Genomic DNA, 15993 nt, shown 5'->3' with positions numbered 1-15993 from the left:
CACCACGCTTGCCGTCGCCGACGACAGCGGTTTCTCCAGCCATTCTCACCCAGGCGCACATCGCCTTCTCCTGTCATTTGCCCAATCAACGTTTCTTCGCTACAAGCTCAACTTAACTTGAGGTCAAGCGGAAAATGGGAAATGGCTCCAGTAACGGAATTGACGGTCGGCCAGGTGGCCATGCGCAGCGGTGTCGCGGTGTCGGCACTGCATTTTTATGAGACGCGCGGGCTGATCCGCAGCCACCGCACGTCAGGCAACCAGCGCCGCTACGGCCGCGACGTGCTGCGGCGGGTGGCGATCATCAAGGTCGCTCAGGAGGTCGGCATCTCGCTCGCCGAAATCGGTGCCGCACTTGAATCACTGCCCGAGGGCCGCACGCCGACGCGCGACGACTGGAACCTTTTGTCGACCGCCTGGCGCGACGGGCTCGACCACAAAATCGCCCAGTTGAAGAAACTGCGCGACGGGCTGACCGACTGCATCGGCTGCGGCTGCATGTCGATCGACAAATGCCCGCTCAGGAACAAGGGCGACCGGCTGGCAAGGGAAGGCACCGGCGCGAGAAGGTTGATTGCACCTTGAATGGAATGCAGCGCGACAAAGGAGGTAGATCAGTGCCGGGACACCTGATCCAGGCCGAGGAAGAGACGCAGCTCATCACGATCTACCGGATCGACTCCGGCGGCATGCCAACCCTGTACACGTCAGTGAGTTTCGAGGAGGCGCGGAAGATGGGGTTCGATAAATTCGGCAGGCTGCTTGGCGAGAACCTGATCTTGGATTCTCCAGGATTGCGTGATCTGTTCTCATTGTGACAGCAATTAATCCGCCGCCGGCAACCGCCTGATGGTGAATTCGATCAGGTCGCCCGGGCGTTCGAACCAGCTTTCGATCTCGGTCCAGTAGGCCTGTTTGGGAAAGCGTTCGAACCATTCTTTGGCCTTGAGCCGCGCATCGGAGCGCGGCAAGACGAAGGTTTCGCGCAAAAAGCCGTCGCGCGGCATGCGTGCGCGTTCGGCCCGGCTTTGGTCCAGCCTTTTCTTCAGGCCATCCAGCGGCGGTCTTGCCGGGGTGCGCACGAACCACTCCTTGCACCTGGCGCATGGCCCCGAAACCGGAAACCGAGTTTCGGAAAGGATCATGCGCAAAACCAAAGTGACTTGACCCTATTCCCTAAGAGATTAGGGATCGCGCCCGGAAAAGACGAGTCTTTTGTCGACTCACCGCCCCGCAACCGGAGACGGCGCTTTGGAACGACCTGAAATACCCGCTGGCCTGCCCGCCGACATCGAAGAGAAGAAGATGAAGGCACGCCTGTGGTTCGAGGCGCTGCGCGAACGCATCTGCGGCGCCTTCGAGCAGATCGAGCAGGATCTCCAGGGCCCTCTGGCCTCATGGTCGCCGGGCCGTTTCGAAAAGACGCCCTGGGAGCGCGACCAGGGCAAGGGCGGCGGCGGCACCATGTCGATGATGCATGGCCGCGTCTTCGAGAAGGTCGGCGTCCACACCTCGACCGTCTATGGCGAGTTCTCACCCGAATTCAGGAAGCAGATGCCCGGCGCCGAGGAAGACCCGCGCTTCTGGGCCTCCGGCATTTCGCTGATCGCGCATCCCTGGAACCCCAACGTTCCGGCCGTGCACATGAACACGCGCATGGTGGTCACCTCCAGGCAATGGTTCGGCGGCGGCGCCGATCTGACGCCGGTGCTCGACCGCCGCCGCACCCAGGACGACGCTGACACCGTCGCCTTCCACCGCGCCATGCAATTCGCTTGCGAGAAGAACGCCGACGTCGCCGACCATCCGAAATTCAAGACCTGGTGCGACGAGTACTTCTTCCTGCCGCACCGCAACGAGCCGCGTGGCACCGGCGGCATCTTCTTCGACTGGCTGCATTCAGCCGAGGACAAAGGCGGCTGGAATGCCGACTTCAACTTCGTCCAGGATGTCGGGCGCTCCTTCCTTGTCGTCTACGGTCACCTTGTGCGCGCCAACTTCAACGAGAACTGGACCGACGGCGACCGCGACGAACAGCTCATCCGCCGCGGCCGCTACGTCGAATTCAACCTGCTTCACGATCGCGGCACCATCTTCGGCCTGAAGACCGGCGGCAATGTCGCCTCGATCCTGTCCAGCCTGCCGCCAGAGGTGCGCTGGCCGTAAGCATGAGGTCTGCGGGAGGCGCACGGAGCTTTGATGCAACCAGACCGCCTCTTGCGTGTTATGATCTTTGCCCCGCTCATGGCCCGAAGCTTCAACCCCGATATGGACCGTGGGCCAAGAAAAGATATGGCGGAGCCTCGACCGGCTCCCCGGAGGAAAAGGAGAAATCCGATGAAGGCATTCCACTGCGGGTCGCTCGTACCCGGCTGTGAGTGGCACACCCGTGCCGATGAAGAGGCAGAAGTGATGCGCCGTGCCGTCGAGCATATGCGTGAGACGCATGGCGAGACTGTTATCCGCGAGACGATGATCGAGGCGATCCGCTCGCGCATCGAGAAGGTTCGCGACGCCGCCTAGGTTTTGCCCGGCTTTGCTTCGTGGGCGGCGGCAAGCGAACCGCGCCGGCGCTCACTATTGGACGAAAGCGGATAAACGGCTTTGGGCCGCGCCGCCCGCGACTCGCGTTTGACGCCATCGCGGTCACGGCGCGAGCCAGATTTTTCAGGTCAAAAATCATATTTACCTCCGCTAAAGTAAACCCTGCGGTAACCGAACCCGTGCCAATGTCGCGCGGACAATCCGGCTACAGTGGGCTGCCTGAGAAGCCCGTCGCCACCAGGCGCTGATCCGGAACGGTGGGGCGAGGTGTTTCGCGCATGCGCGAAAAGTCCGGCAATCGAGTGCGTTTCCGCATGGCGGCGCTCCTGCTGTGCGCGCTCGTCGGGGGGTCCCCGTCCATTGCCCAGGAAATGACGACATCGTTGGTCGACATCCACCAGGGTTCGCCGCTCAGTGACCGCGCGAGGAGCCTGGGCAATGGCGGTTACGAACTGCAGAACGGAACCTTTGTCTCGTTCAACCAGTGGTACCGCGCAAGCTGGGTCGACATGCATGTGGACCTTTTGACCCAGATCACCGAGGATACCGGCGTCCTTTGGGGTTTCGGAACCGGAGAAGAGGGCGAGAAGTATCGGATCGCGCCCAGCCTCAAGCTTGGGTTCCTCACTCAGATGCATCCCAACCCCAACAGTACGCTTTCCCTGTCGTTCACCACGACCTTCGGCGGCAAGCTCACCGAAAAGTCCTGTGAAGCCGACTATGGCGACTTCGGTACCTACAGCGTCAATTGCCGGCTCGCGGCCAGCCAGATGGCGCCTGAGGAAACCTTGAAATATCTGGTTAATGCTAAACCGGAAAGCCAGCATCTCTGGCTGAACTACCGTGTTACTTTCTGATCGCCGCGAGCTGCGAATGGGGAACTCATCTGGCTCCGAAAGCGATCGCTCATCCTGGTTGTTGTCTGACTGGAGTAAGAACATGTCGGGTACTTGCATGAAGTTCGGCCTCGCCGTCGCCCTTGTCATCCTTTCGGCGCCATTCGCGTCGGCGCAGGAGGCCCTCGACGCCGATGAGATGGCCGCGCTTTGCCACGGTGGCGGGTCCATATGCGTGAGCGCGACGATCCCGGCCGCGCCGGCGGCGCAGACGGTACAGAACTGGATGAGCCCCGACGTCGGCGCCGCATGGGCAGCAGGGTACAAGGGCAAGGGCGTCACCATCACCATGGTCGACGACTTCAGCAGCTCGTCGCGCTTTTCCGGCAATTTCGGCCTCGGGGTTCAAACCCAGCGGCACGGTGAATGGACCCGCGAGGAAGCCAGCATGGTTGCGCCCTTGGCGACCATAAAGTCGAAAGACTTCACCACCAGTTCATACGTCCCGCTGGCGAGCGGCCTGAACGTGCTCAATCTGAGCTACGGCATGTACGCCAAAGCGGGCTACAGCTCAAACCAGATCGGGTGGGCACCGGAGGAAGCTTCGATCATCTCCTACGCCACCAGAGGAATGGCTGTTGTTTCGAAGGCGGCTGGCAACGACTCGGTTGCCGTGGGCGGCGTCACCGGCGGCCAGCAGGATTATCTCGACCTGGCCCTGATCGGAAAACCATCTGCGATCTTCGTCGGCGCGCTATCCACCAACGGCACGACGTCGAACAAGGCCCAGCTTGCCTGGTATTCCAACTACGCCGGCTCGAGCACGGCTGTGCAGAGCCATTTCCTCGTCGTGGGTGTCACCGGCGACAAGACCGGCCTTTACGGCACGTCCTTCGCCGCGCCGATCATTTCAGGATATGCTGCGATCATCGGCAGCAAATTCACCAAGGCCACGCCGACCCAGATCACCAACGATCTGCTCAATGCGGCTCGTACGGATACACTGGTCAACTATAACCCCTCCGTCTACGGCAAGGGTGAGGCGAGCCTTTCTCGCGCCCTGGCTCCGGTGGCAATCAGATAGGCGCGCAGCATTTCGCTCGACGAGCGCGACGCGCTTTAGGTTTCCAGCGCCTTTGCCGCGCGGTCGAGCAGCGCGCCGCGATCCGGCGCGAATCCCGCTTCGACCCATTCCGTCTCGAGGTTCTTGAGGATTTCGCCGAGCTTCGGCCCCGGTGTTGCGCCAAGCGCCGTCAGATCGGCGCCTTTCAGCGGAAACACCGGTCTTTCCCATTTAAGCGCGAAGGCCAGCAGGCGCGCAAAGCCGCCGGCTTCGAGCAGCGCGTCATTGTTCTCGACGGCGCGCACCCGTGCGGCGGCAAGCGACAGCCGCAGCCGATCGACAAACCCTTGCCGCTCGCCGCGATAGAGCCTTTTTGCCAATTCGCCTTCGGTCGTCTTCGGCTCGACGGCGGTGGAGAGTGCCCAGTGGCGCAAGCGGTCTGATTCCGCGGTCGAAAACCGGAGCCGCTCGGCCAGCGTCTTCATGCGCGCGGCATCCGGCGGCACGATCGCCTCCAGCCGCAGCATCGGGTCCGCCGCCCAGCCCAGATCCTTCTCGGCCTTGCTCAGCCCGTGGATGGCATCAATGCCCCATTTCTCGCTTTCCGGCAGCGCGGCGGTCAAGACACCAGCCTGCCGCATCCAGAGCAGTGCCCGTGACGGGTCAGGCGCCGACAAAAGCTTCTTCAGTTCGGACCAGACGCGCTCCGCCGAGAGTTGGGCCAGGCCCTCCTTCAGCCGGGCGCAAGCCTTCAGCCCCTCGGCGTCCGGCCGACCTTCGCCATACCAGGCGAAGAAGCGGAAGAAACGCAGGATGCGCAGATAATCCTCGCGGATGCGCGCTTCCGCATCACCAATGAAGCGCAGCCGCCGCGCCGCGATATCGGCGATGCCGCCGACCAGGTCGATGACAGTACCATCGGCTTCGGCGTAGAGCGCATTGATGGTGAAGTCGCGGCGCTCGGCATCCAGCTTCCAGTCGCGGCCGAACGACACTTTGGCGCGGCGGCCGTCGGTCTCGACATCGGCGCGCAAGGTGGTGATTTCGTACGGCTTGCCGCCGGCAACAACCGTGATGGTGCCGTGCTCGATGCCGGTCGGCACCGGCTTGAAACCTTGCGCCTCGGCGCGGCGGATGGTTTCCTCGGGCAGGCAGGTGGTGGCGATGTCGATATCGGCGACCGGCTGGCCCATCAGCGTGTTGCGCACGGCGCCGCCGGCGATACGCGCCTCCTCACCGCCCTCAGCCAGGGCGGCAAGCAGGCGCTGCAAATGCTTGTCGGTGAGCCAGTCGGCCCTGCCCGCGATCGAAACACTCACGCATAGAGCCTTTCATAGAGCGTACGGATAATGCCGGCGGTGACACCCCAGATGCGCCGGTCGCCATAGGGCATGTCGTAGAAGAACCATTCGAGATCGTTCCACATGCGGCTGTCGCGCTTGTGGTTCACAGGGTCCATCAGGAAGCGCAGCGGCACTTCGAAGGCGGCATCGACCTCCTCGGCGTTCAAAGTCAGCTGGAAGCCGGGCTGCACGATGCCCAGCACCGGCGCGATGCGGTAGCCGCTGCCGGCGACGTAGTCGGGCATGCGGCCGACGATCTCGATGCGGTCCCCGCCAAGGCCGATCTCCTCGAAGGTTTCGCGCAGCGCCGCCGCCTCCGGACTGGCGTCGGTGGGGTCGATGGTGCCGCCGGGGAAGGCCACCTGCCCCGAATGGCTGCGCAGCTTTTCGGCACGTTTGGTCAGGAGAACCGTCGCCTCGCCATCATGATCGACCACCGGGATCAGCACCGCCGCATTGCGCAGCGGCTTGCCCTGGTTGAGGCGTGGATGGCCGGGATTGAAGCGATGATCGCCATAGTCGTCGCCGGCATGCGCGTCCGGCTGCGCGGCGAAGCGCGCGCGAAAATCCGCCGACGAAAACGGCGCCAGTGATACCTGGTCCATCATGCGCTCAGCCGTTTCAACTGGTCCGCCGGCATGATCGGGAACACAGCGCCCTTCGAGCGCACGGCAAACATCGTATTGCCGCCGATTTCGATCTCCTCGCCATGTCCGACCAGTTCATACATGACAGGCCGCCCCACCAGCGCCTCCAGCCGGCCGCGCACCAGCACGTAGGGCTTCAGGCCGCCGGTCTCGTTCTCGTCGACGAAGCGCAGCGGCCGCTCCGGCCCGGCCTCGACCACATCGCCGACATTGGTGCGGAAGGTGATGATCTGCTCGTCGCCGCTGCCCGAAACATCCATTTCGACGGCGATGAAGGGCGCATCGGCGACGCGGATGCCGACCTTTTCCACAGGCGTCACCAGATAGGTCCTGCCGTCCGCGTCCTTGCGCAGCACGGAGGAGAAAAGCTGCACCAGCGGCATGCGGCCGATCGGCGTGCCCAGATAGAACCAGGTGCCATCGGCCTTGATCTCCATGTCAAGATCGCCGCAAAAGTCGGGATTCCAGCGCTCGACGGGCGCTGCGCCCTTGCCGGCACGCGCCGCGCGCGAGATCAGCGCCTCCAGGCCGCGCGCCTCGGTAGCGCTCGTAAGGCTTTGTTCGCGATGTTCGTAGTGTTCCGTCATCGTCACGAAATAGTCACTGTTGTTCCGCTTGTCAGCCTAAGTCTGTGATTTAAGTTCGACCATAGGCGCTACGCGAGGCCGAATCGCGGCAACCTATGATATGGTGCGGGCCGGTATTTCCAACCAAAGGGATCGAGCCGAATGAGCGTGATGGTCAAGGAAAACCCGATCAGCGAAACCGACATGATCGCCGAGGCCGAAAAGGCGCTGGCCGACATTTCCAGGATCCGCGACGGGGTCGGCCGGGTGATCTTCGGCCAGGAGGCCGTCGTCGAGCGCACTTTGGTGGCGCTGCTGGCCGGCGGCCATGCGCTTCTGGTCGGCGTCCCCGGCCTCGCCAAGACCAAGCTGGTCGAGACGTTGGGCGTCGTGCTCGGCCTTGATTCGCGCCGCATCCAGTTCACGCCCGACCTGATGCCGTCCGACATCCTCGGCTCCGAGGTGATGGAGCAGGACGAGACTGGCAAGCGCTCCTTCCGCTTCATCTCCGGGCCGATCTTCGCCCAGCTTCTGATGGCCGACGAGATCAACCGTGCCTCGCCGCGCACCCAGTCGGCGCTGCTGCAGGCGATGCAGGAATACCACGTCACCATTGCCGGCGCCCGCTACGACCTGCCAGCACCCTTCCATGTGCTGGCGACGCAGAACCCGCTGGAGCAGGAAGGCACCTATCCGCTGCCCGAAGCCCAGCTCGACCGCTTCCTGATGCAGGTCGACATCCTCTATCCCGAGATCGAGGCCGAGCGCCGCATCCTGCTGGAAACCACCGGCATCGAGGATGCGAAAGCGCAGAACGTGCTGCAGCCGGCGCGATTGAAGGAAATCCAGACGCTGATCCGCCGTATGCCGGTGCCCGAAAGCGTGGTCGAGGCGATCCTGACCCTGGTGCGCTCGGCGCGTCCCGGCCAGGGCAATGCCGAGACCGACAAGCATGTCGCCTGGGGCCCCGGCCCGCGCGCCAGCCAGGCGCTGATGCTGTGCACAAGGGCGCGCGCGCTCTACGATGGACGGCTGGCGCCCTCGATCGATGACGTTCGCGCGCTGGCCGAGCCGGTGCTGCAACACCGCATGGCGCTGACCTTCGCTGCCCGCGCCGAAGGCACCAGCGTGCGCGATGTGGTGGCGAAGCTGGCCAAAGGTATCTGATGGCGCGTATTGGCGAGGTCCAGGCACCGACGGAGACGAGAGACGCGCTCGCTCGCGGCCGGTTGCGGGCTTCGCTGGTGCCCGACCTGCTGGTCGAGGCGCGCCGCATCGTCAACACCGTGATCGCCGGCTGGCATGGTCGCCGCAAGCGCGGCATTGGCGAGAATTTCTGGCAGTTCCGGCCCTATGTCGAAGGCGATTCCTCGCGCATCGACTGGCGCCGTTCGGCCCGCGACGACCATACTTATGTGCGCGACCGCGAATGGGAAGCCGCTCATACGGTGTGGCTGTGGGCCGACCCTTCGCCGTCCATGCTCTACAAATCGACCGGCGCCAGCGTTTCCAAGCAATCGCGCGCGCTGGTGCTGGCGCTGGCCATGGCCGAGCTGTTGTCGCGCAGCGGCGAGCGCATCGCCTGGCCGGGCCTGACCGACCCCTTCACCGCCCGCAACGGCGCCGAGCGCATCGCCGCTCAGCTGATGCATGCCGGCGACTTGCCGGCAAAGCCTGACCTCACAGACATCAGGCGCTTCTGCGACATCGTCATCGCCAGCGATTTCCTCGATCCGGTCGAGGAAACGATGGAATGGCTCGACGTGCTCGCCCGCCACGGCGTGCGCGCCCATCTGATCGAGGTCGCCGACCCGGCCGAGGAAACCTTCCCCTATGCCGGCCGCACCGAGTTCACCGATCCCGAGAGCGGCGACAAGCTGACCGCCGGCCGTGCCGAAATGCTCGGCGACGAATACCGCCTGCTCTACACCGCCCGCCGCCAGGAGCTGGCCGGCTGGTGCAAGCGGCTCGGCTGGAGTTTTACCGTCAACCACACCGATCGGCTCGCGTCCGACGCACTGGTGCGCCTGCACATGGCAATGACCGCTGATGGCGGTTATGCCGGGCTGACCTCTGGTCATGCCGGGCCAACCTCCGCTCGTGCCGGGAAGGCGGTCGCATGAGCTGGCTGCCGCTCTCCTTTGGCGCCCCCATGGTGCTGTGGGGCCTGCTGGCGCTGCCGGTGATCTGGTGGCTGCTCAGGCTGACGCCGCCCAAGCCGCAGGCCGAAATCTTCCCACCGCTGAAGATCCTGGCGCGCGTGCTGAAGCGCGAGGAGACCCCGCATCAAAGCCCCTGGTGGCTGACGCTGCTCAGGCTGCTGATGGCGGGCCTCATCGTCGCCGCCCTTGCCGAACCGGTCTTCAACCCGCGCGAAAAACTGCCGGCCGAGGGTGCCGCTCTTGCGCTGGTCATCGACAATGACTGGGCCAGCGCCGCCGACTGGAACAAGCGCGTCGCCACCGCCGAGCGGCTGATCAAGGACGCCGGCTCGAACGGCGTGCCGGTCATCATCGCCTTCACCGCCGAAAAGGCCAATGCGGAGATCGGCCCCTTCGATGCCGCCGCCGCGCTCGACCGGCTGCGCGCCGCCAAGCCGAGGCCGATCCCGACCGACCGGCCCGCCGTCTATGCCCGCGTCGCCGGCGTGCTGGAGACCTTGCCCGGCGCCAGCGTTGCCGTACTGGCCGACGGCCTCGCGGCCAAGGGCGACGAGGCCGCCTTCAACACGCTGTTGTCGAAGAATGCCGCTCGAATCGTGTGGGCAACCGCCGACCGGCTTTCGCTGACTGGCCTGACCAGCGCCGACAACCAAGTCGACGGTTTTGCGCTGACCGCCATCCGCGCGCCCGGCGACCCGGCGCCGGAACAGGTCACCGCCGGCGCCTTCGACGACAAGGGACGCCGCATCGCCGATGCGACGCTGACCTTCGCACCGGGCGAGGCCACCGCCACCGGTACGATGGCGGTGCCGTTCGAGCTGCGCAACGACTTCGCCTCGATCGCGCTCGACGGCGAGCGCCAGGCGGGTGCGGTGCGCGTGCTGGACGAAAGCTCCAAGCGCCGCCGTGTCGGGCTGTTGTCGCAGGCCGAGGCCGACCAGGCGCAGCCGCTTCTGTCGCCGCTCTACTACATCAGGCGCGCGCTGCAGCCCTTCGCCGACCTGGTCGAACCCTCCAGCGCCGATCTCGCCGACGCCATCCCGCAGATCCTCGACCAGAAGCCGGCGATGATCATCATGGCCGATATCGGCACCATTCCGGCGCAGGTCCGGCAAAGGCTGGTCGACTGGGTCGACAATGGCGGCACGCTGGTGCGTTTCGCCGGCTCGCGGCTGGCTGCCGCCGGCAATGATGACGATCTGCTGCCGGTTCGCCTGCGCACCGGCGAGCGTTCGCTCGGCGGCGCATTGTCATGGACCTCGCCGCAGCCGGTCACCGAATTTCCCAAGGCCGGTCCGTTCGCGGACCTGGCGCCGCCGACCGAAGTGACCGTGAGCAGGCAGGTGCTGGCCGAGCCGACACCCGACATCGTCGAGCGCACCTGGGCAGCGCTCGCCGATGGCACGCCGCTGGTCACCGGGCTGAAGAAAGGCAAGGGCACGCTGGTGCTGTTCCACGTCACGCCCGAGGCGACCTGGTCGAACCTGCCGATATCCGGCAGCTTCGTCGAGATGCTGCGCCGTATCGTCCAGCTGTCGCGCAACCAGGGCGCGGCGATCGCCAATGCCGAAGCCGCCGCCACATCGCTGGCGCCCTACCGCATGATCGCGGCAGACGGCTCGCTGGTGCCGCCGACGCCGGATGCGCGGCCGCTGGTGCCGGGAGCCGGCGCGCCGGTGACCTTCGAGAACCCGCCCGGCCTCTACGGCTCGGAAACCGGCGTTTTCGCCCATAACCTGCTCGATGCCGCAAGCACGTTCGTGCCGCTGGCCCGCCCGCAATTCACTGTTCCGGTCACCACCATCCAGTACGCCTTCGATGAATCGCGCAATTTGAAGGGTTCGCTGGTCACCGCCGCCCTGGTGCTGATGCTGCTCGACACGCTGGCGGTGTTCTGGATGGGCGGCCTGTTCTCGCGCCGGCCGCGCCGCGCCGGCGCGGTGACCACCACCGCAGCGGTCCTGATTGCGCTTGGCGCATTGTTCGGCCATGCCGATTTCGCCCGCGCCGACGATGCCAAGCCGGGCGACGAGGCGGCCATCACGGCGATTTCGAAGACCCGCATCGCCTATGTGCTGACCGGCGTGCCGGGCGACGATTCGATCAGCCGCGCCGGGCTCGAAGGCCTGACCCGCTTCCTGATCGAGAAGACGGCGCTGGAACCCGGCGCACCGGCCGGCGTCGACATTTCGAAGGACGAGCTGTCCTTCTATCCCCTGATCTACTGGCCGATCGATCCGGCGGCCCCCATGCCGAGCCAGGCCGCGATCGCCCGCATCGACGCCTATATGCAGCAGGGCGGCACGGTGCTGTTCGACACGCGCGACCAGTTCGCCAACGGCATCGGCGCCGATTCCACCAGCCCGGCGACCGAGCGGCTGCGCGACATCCTCGGCAACCTCAACGTGCCGCCGCTGGAGCCGGTGCCCTCGGACCACGTGCTGACCAAATCCTTCTTCATCCTGCCGGAATTTCCCGGCCGCTTCAGTGGCAGCCCGCTCTGGGTCGAGGCCTCGCTCGACGCCAGCAACACCGACAACCGGCCGGTGCGCACCGGAGACGGCGTCTCGCCGATCATGATCACCGCCAATGATTTCGCCGGCGCCTGGGCGGTCGACGAGAACGGCGATCCGCTGCTGCCGACCGTGCCGGCCGACCCGATGCAGCGCATCTATGCGCTGCGCGCCGGCGTCAACATCATGATGTACATGCTGACCGGCAACTACAAATCCGACCAGGTGCATGTCCCCATTCTGCTCGAACGGCTGGGGCAGTAGGATGAGGCTCCTTGTTGCTCGACTTGAGTGGATCGACCCTCCCTGCAAGAGGGAGGGTAAGACATGAACTGGTCGATCTCCTTTGAACCACTGATCTCCTGGCCGTTGCTGGCCTTGGTTCTGGTGCCGCTGGCGCTGCTTGCGCTTGTCGGCCTGTGGTTTCGCCAGCGCGGCGGTGTCCTGCGCTTCGTCGCCCTGCTGGCGCTTGCCGCCGCTTTGTTCAACCCTGTGTTCCTCAATGAGGAGCGCGAGCCGCTGAAGAGTGTCGTTGCGCTCATCGTCGACCGCAGCCAGAGCCAGGACATTGGCGACCGCACCAGGCAGACCGATGAGGCGGTGGCCGGGCTGCAGCAGCGTCTCGGCCGCTTCAAGCAATTCGACGTCCGCGTTGTCGAGGCCGGCAAGTCCGACGCCGCCGAGGAGCGGACCGAAACGCGGCTGTTCGGCGCACTGGAAGGCGCCTTCCGTGACGTGCCGCCGTCGCGCATCGGCGGCGCCATCATGATCACCGATGGCGAGGTGCATGACGCGCCCCCGGGCGCACCCGACTTCAACGCCCCGCTGCACGCTTTGATCACCGGCAATGACCACGAAAAGGACCGCCGCATCCGCTTCGAGAACGCGCCGCGTTTCGGCATCGTCGGCAAGCCGCTGGACATGACCTACCGCGTCATTTCGACGGAGAACGAGACCGGCCCGGTCGATGTGCGCGTCTCGGTCAATGGCGAGCAGGTCGCGGTCGAGCATGCCACTGTCGGCCAGGCCATGCCGCTGCAGGTGACCATTCCGGGCGCCGGGCGCAACATCATCGAACTCGCCATCGACCGCGAACCCGGCGAACTCACCGACACCAACAACCGCGCCATCGCGCTGGTCGACGGCATCCGCGAGAATTTGCGCGTGCTGCTCGTTTCCGGCGAGCCGCATGCGGGCGAGCGCACTTGGCGCAATCTGCTGAAATCCGACGCCTCGGTCGATCTCGTCCATTTCACCATCCTGCGGCCGCCGGAAAAGCAGGACGGCACGCCGATCAACGAATTGTCGCTGATCGCCTTCCCGACCCGCGAGCTGTTCGTCGAGAAGATCAAGGATTTCGACCTCATCATCTTCGACCGCTACCAGCACCGCGACGTGCTGCCGATCCTCTATTACGACTACATCTCCGAATATGTCGAAAAGGGCGGCGCGCTGCTGATCGCCGCCGGCCCCGAATATGCCGGCGAGGCTTCGATCGCACGCACGCCGCTGATGTCGGCCCTGCCGGCGATGCCGACCGGCGAGGTGGTCGAAAAGGCGTTCTATCCGCGGCTGACCGAACTCGGCCAGCGTCATCCGGTGACGCGCGGCCTCGATGGTTCGGCCACCGAGCCGCCGCACTGGAGCCGCTGGTTCCGCACCATCGGCGTGCAGAACCCGCAAGGCGAAGTGGTGATGAAGGGCGCCGACAACCGGCCCCTGCTCCTGCTCGACCGCAAGGGTGAAGGCCGCGTCGGCATGCTTCTGTCCGACCAGGGCTGGCTGTGGGCGCGCGGCTTCGAGGGCGGCGGACCGCATGTCCAGCTCTACCGGCGCATCGCCCACTGGCTGATGAAGGAGCCCGAGCTCGAGGAAGAGCGGCTGACCGCCGAGGGGCGCGGCATGGTGCTGGAGATCCGCCGCCAGACCATGGCCGACGATCCAGGCCCGGCGCAGATCATCACCCCGTCCGGCAAGACCGTGACCGTCAAGCTCGACAAATCCGAGCCCGGCGTCTTCCTCGGTAGCGTCCAGACCAATGAGATCGGCCTGTTCCAGGTCGCCAATGGCGATCTCACCGCGCTCGCCCATGTCGGCCCGGTCAACGCGCCGGAATTCGCCGACGTCGTCTCCACCGAAAACCGCCTGAGGGCACCGGCGGAAGCCACCGGCGGCAGCGTGCGCCGGCTGGCCTCGTCCACGGCCCTTGGCAGCGACGTGACCCTGCCTTCCATCGTGCCGGTGCGCTCGGCCGGCGAAGCGTCGGGCAGCGACTGGATCGGCCTGCGCACCACCGACGACAGCGTCTTGAAAGCCGTCTCGCGCGTGCCGCTGTTCGGCGGCTTCCTCGGCCTCGGCCTGCTGCTCCTGGCGATGGGTTCGATGTGGTACCGCGAGGGAAGGTAGCGCGGCGCTTATTCCTTCTCCCCGTTCACGGGGAGAAGGTGCCCGAAGGGCGGATGAGGGGGTGAGAAGCGGTCCGCGTAGCGGACGAAAAGCCAATTGCTTGGCTTTTCGAGCTTCGAACGCCCTGAGCCTGCGAAGGGCCGCCTCCTGTGCGATCTGTTATCTAACTGCGGCGAACCGGCCCCTGCCCTCCGCTATGGCTCCGGGCGTTCGTCGCTTCAATCGACAAATCGTTGTCGATTGATCGCCCTACGGGCGACCACTCCTCACTCCTCCGGCTCCGTCGTGAACAGCAGCGGATAGCCTTTGGCCTTGCCGGCGTCGGTGGCCCGCGTCGCCTTGGTCTCGGCGACATCCCTGGTGAACACCGCGACCACGCAGACGCCGCGCCGGTGGGCGGTGATCATGATGCGGTGGGCCTGGTCCTCGCTGAGCTTGAACTCGCCCTTCAGCACCGTCACCACGAATTCGCGCGGCGTGAAATCGTCGTTGATGAGGATGACCTTGTAGAGCTTCGGCCGCTCGGTCTGCGACTTGACCTTGGTACGCGGTTTTGTGGTGATTTCAGGCATCGGAACCGACAGTTTCGCGATCGGGCTTCACCGCGCATTTTGCCACGGGCGGCAGCGATCGTCCATTTTGATTGGCGTGCGGACCACCGGCGGGAGAGCCCGGTCATCCACAATCATGTGGGGAATTGTCGGGCGCGGTTCAACGGCCCTGGCGGCCGAAGATACGGCGGTTCGCGCCGGCATCCGCCCGGCGTTCCAACCACGCCGCGATCGGCCATCCGGCAACGCAGATCAGAGTCACGGCCAGAAGCACGATCAGCAGCCATGCCTGGACAGGCGTAATGTAGTCCCAGTTGCTGGAAATTATCGGCGCGAACAGCGAGGGTTCGGTACGGCCACTGGCCGGGTCGGGCACGGGGCTGGCGGTGAGCAGAATCAGCGCCCTGGCGACACCGGTGGCCACGAGGCCGCCAATCACCATGGAACGCAAAATGGACGAAAGCCGCTTCTTCATGCGGATTGTCCTACACGGCCGGCGTTGAAAACGGGTTAAATGCGATCGAGGTGGCTGGCTGTGAGCCACCGGTGTTCAGCCGCCCGATCGGGTGCCTGGCAGAAGGCCGCCCCAGCCGGTTTGCGGCTGGGGCGGCCTTGCTAGAACTGATCTCGAAGCCGATCAGGGCTTCTTCGGGGCAGCCTTCGGAGCAGCCTTCGCGGGCGCCGCCTTCGCGGGGGCCTTCTTGACCGGGCACTTGTGCTTCTTGGTCACCTTGCAGACGGTCTTCTTGGCGACCTTCTTCGGAGCAGCCTTGGCCGGAGCGGTGGTCGTCGCGGCAGCGGCCGGAGCGGTGGTCGTGGCGGCAGCAGCCGGGGCAGCGGTCGTGGTGGCAGCAGCGTTGCCGAGAGCCGGCATCGAGAAGGCGAGAGCAACGGTGAGGCCGAGGGCCGACAGAAGGGACTTTTTCATGGCTTCATTTTCCTTTTTATGCGGGTCGATTTCGAGCGTCACTGGACCGGGTCGTTCGGTGTCACTCCAAGCAGCTTCAAAGCGTTGGCGAGCATCCGGATGCCCTGTGCCTGTTTCTTGGCAGCACAATACCGGTTGCCCTTTCTCTGAAGTGCCTTTGCCGCGGTGACCTGCGTTGCCGTGGCATGGGTTTCGAGGGCTTCATCAAATTGGTGGCTGAGATTGGCGCACCGTTCGCTCCGGGTGAGCGGCGCCTTTGCGTCCGATTGTCCGACAGCGGCAGTGACCAGGCCAAGGCCCAGCAACGCACCCAACAAACTGATCGACAACCTTGGCATCGGTTTTTCCGTGAACCCGGAGATTAGCGTCGCAGCCGATAATCTGACCGCCACGGCACCGTTATGCCGCCCTACCTTTTCAGGAGTTTTTCCCGA

General features: G+C 65.0%; 18 protein-coding genes. 10 read left to right on the top strand and 8 right to left on the bottom strand.

All coding sequences use genetic code 11. The features are described 5' to 3' along the window. The first annotated feature begins 141 nt into the window (after positions 1 to 141). Both soxR and DBIPINDM_RS26055 read left to right on the top strand, forming a co-directional pair. Positions 142 to 585 carry a redox-sensitive transcriptional activator SoxR gene (gene soxR / locus DBIPINDM_RS26060; RefSeq protein WP_258581887.1) on the top strand — a complete coding sequence of 148 codons (444 nt, stop codon included), beginning with the start codon at positions 142 to 144 and terminating at the stop codon, positions 583 to 585. A gap of 32 nt (positions 586 to 617) precedes the next feature. After that, positions 618 to 818 carry a hypothetical protein gene (locus tag DBIPINDM_RS26055; RefSeq protein WP_258581886.1) on the top strand — a complete coding sequence of 67 codons (201 nt, stop codon included), beginning with the start codon at positions 618 to 620 and terminating at the stop codon, positions 816 to 818. Between the two features lie 6 nt (positions 819 to 824). Here DBIPINDM_RS26055 and DBIPINDM_RS26050 read toward each other — a convergent pair whose 3' ends face one another. Further along, positions 825 to 1082 carry a hypothetical protein gene (locus DBIPINDM_RS26050; RefSeq protein WP_023770299.1) on the bottom strand — a complete coding sequence of 86 codons (258 nt, stop codon included), beginning with the start codon at positions 1080 to 1082 and terminating at the stop codon, positions 825 to 827. A gap of 169 nt (positions 1083 to 1251) precedes the next feature. Between DBIPINDM_RS26050 and hemF the strand changes: the two genes are divergently transcribed. From hemF to DBIPINDM_RS26030, 4 genes are all read left to right on the top strand, one after another. Beyond that, positions 1252 to 2166, top strand: coding sequence for an oxygen-dependent coproporphyrinogen oxidase (gene hemF / locus DBIPINDM_RS26045; RefSeq protein ID WP_258581885.1), 915 nt, complete (start codon positions 1252 to 1254; stop codon positions 2164 to 2166). A gap of 171 nt (positions 2167 to 2337) precedes the next feature. Further along, positions 2338 to 2523, top strand: a complete 186-nt coding sequence (locus tag DBIPINDM_RS26040; protein ID WP_202352913.1) for a DUF1059 domain-containing protein — start codon at positions 2338 to 2340, stop codon at positions 2521 to 2523. Positions 2524 to 2822: 299 nt separating this feature from the next. Then, complete coding sequence (locus tag DBIPINDM_RS26035) at positions 2823 to 3401, top strand: hypothetical protein (protein ID WP_258581884.1); 579 nt, start codon at positions 2823 to 2825, stop codon at positions 3399 to 3401. Between the two features lie 97 nt (positions 3402 to 3498). After that, the gene (locus DBIPINDM_RS26030) at positions 3499 to 4464 is read left to right on the top strand and encodes a S8 family serine peptidase (protein ID WP_258581883.1); all 966 of its coding nucleotides are present in this window, start codon (positions 3499 to 3501) and stop codon (positions 4462 to 4464) included. Positions 4465 to 4499: 35 nt separating this feature from the next. Here DBIPINDM_RS26030 and DBIPINDM_RS26025 read toward each other — a convergent pair whose 3' ends face one another. From DBIPINDM_RS26025 to DBIPINDM_RS26015, 3 genes are read right to left on the bottom strand one after another with little or no spacing between them, the layout of a single operon-like run. Continuing rightward, a complete protein-coding gene (locus DBIPINDM_RS26025; protein ID WP_258581882.1) occupies positions 4500 to 5762 on the bottom strand; it encodes a CCA tRNA nucleotidyltransferase in 1263 nt (420 codons plus the stop codon). Next, entirely contained in the window at positions 5759 to 6391 is a 633-nt protein-coding gene (locus DBIPINDM_RS26020) for a CoA pyrophosphatase (protein ID WP_258581881.1), read from the bottom strand. The genes DBIPINDM_RS26025 and DBIPINDM_RS26020 overlap by 4 nt, the downstream gene beginning before the upstream one ends. Continuing rightward, positions 6391 to 7020, bottom strand: coding sequence for a DUF1285 domain-containing protein (locus DBIPINDM_RS26015; RefSeq protein ID WP_258589344.1), 630 nt, complete (start codon positions 7018 to 7020; stop codon positions 6391 to 6393). The genes DBIPINDM_RS26020 and DBIPINDM_RS26015 overlap by 1 nt, the downstream gene beginning before the upstream one ends. Before the next feature lie 141 nt (positions 7021 to 7161). On the opposite strand from DBIPINDM_RS26015, the gene DBIPINDM_RS26010 reads away from it, so the two are divergent. The 4 genes from DBIPINDM_RS26010 (at position 7162) to DBIPINDM_RS25995 (ending at position 14080) form a co-directional block, all read left to right on the top strand. Further along, positions 7162 to 8166: an AAA family ATPase gene (locus DBIPINDM_RS26010; RefSeq protein ID WP_258581880.1), complete on the top strand. Its 1005-nt coding sequence runs from the start codon at positions 7162 to 7164 to the stop codon at positions 8164 to 8166. Beyond that, on the top strand, positions 8166 to 9122 hold the full coding sequence (locus DBIPINDM_RS26005; protein WP_258581879.1) for a DUF58 domain-containing protein: 957 nt from the start codon (positions 8166 to 8168) through the stop codon (positions 9120 to 9122). Before DBIPINDM_RS26010 ends, DBIPINDM_RS26005 begins: the two co-directional genes overlap by 1 nt. Further along, a complete protein-coding gene (locus DBIPINDM_RS26000; protein ID WP_258581878.1) occupies positions 9119 to 11938 on the top strand; it encodes a DUF4159 domain-containing protein in 2820 nt (939 codons plus the stop codon). Before DBIPINDM_RS26005 ends, DBIPINDM_RS26000 begins: the two co-directional genes overlap by 4 nt. Positions 11939 to 12001: 63 nt before the next feature. Beyond that, positions 12002 to 14080 carry a hypothetical protein gene (locus tag DBIPINDM_RS25995; protein WP_258581877.1) on the top strand — a complete coding sequence of 693 codons (2079 nt, stop codon included), beginning with the start codon at positions 12002 to 12004 and terminating at the stop codon, positions 14078 to 14080. 266 nt (positions 14081 to 14346) lie between these two features. Here the strand turns inward: DBIPINDM_RS25995 and clpS are convergent, their stop codons facing one another. From clpS to DBIPINDM_RS25975, 4 genes are all read right to left on the bottom strand, one after another. Then, positions 14347 to 14652, bottom strand: a complete 306-nt coding sequence (gene clpS / locus DBIPINDM_RS25990; protein WP_258581876.1) for an ATP-dependent Clp protease adapter ClpS — start codon at positions 14650 to 14652, stop codon at positions 14347 to 14349. A 139-nt stretch (positions 14653 to 14791) separates the two neighbouring features. Next, on the bottom strand, positions 14792 to 15106 hold the full coding sequence (locus DBIPINDM_RS25985; protein ID WP_258581875.1) for a hypothetical protein: 315 nt from the start codon (positions 15104 to 15106) through the stop codon (positions 14792 to 14794). A gap of 162 nt (positions 15107 to 15268) precedes the next feature. Further along, entirely contained in the window at positions 15269 to 15559 is a 291-nt protein-coding gene (locus tag DBIPINDM_RS25980) for a hypothetical protein (RefSeq protein WP_258581874.1), read from the bottom strand. Between the two features lie 38 nt (positions 15560 to 15597). Beyond that, positions 15598 to 15897, bottom strand: a complete 300-nt coding sequence (locus DBIPINDM_RS25975) for a hypothetical protein (protein WP_013893442.1) — start codon at positions 15895 to 15897, stop codon at positions 15598 to 15600. Between the last annotated feature and the right edge of the window lie 96 nt (positions 15898 to 15993).

Source organism: Mesorhizobium sp. AR02 (genome assembly GCF_024746835.1).
In the GTDB taxonomy this organism is placed as follows: Bacteria; Pseudomonadota; Alphaproteobacteria; order Rhizobiales; family Rhizobiaceae; genus Mesorhizobium.
Note: the sequence above shows the minus strand (reverse complement) of the source record. Positions and strands in the feature narration are given on the sequence as shown.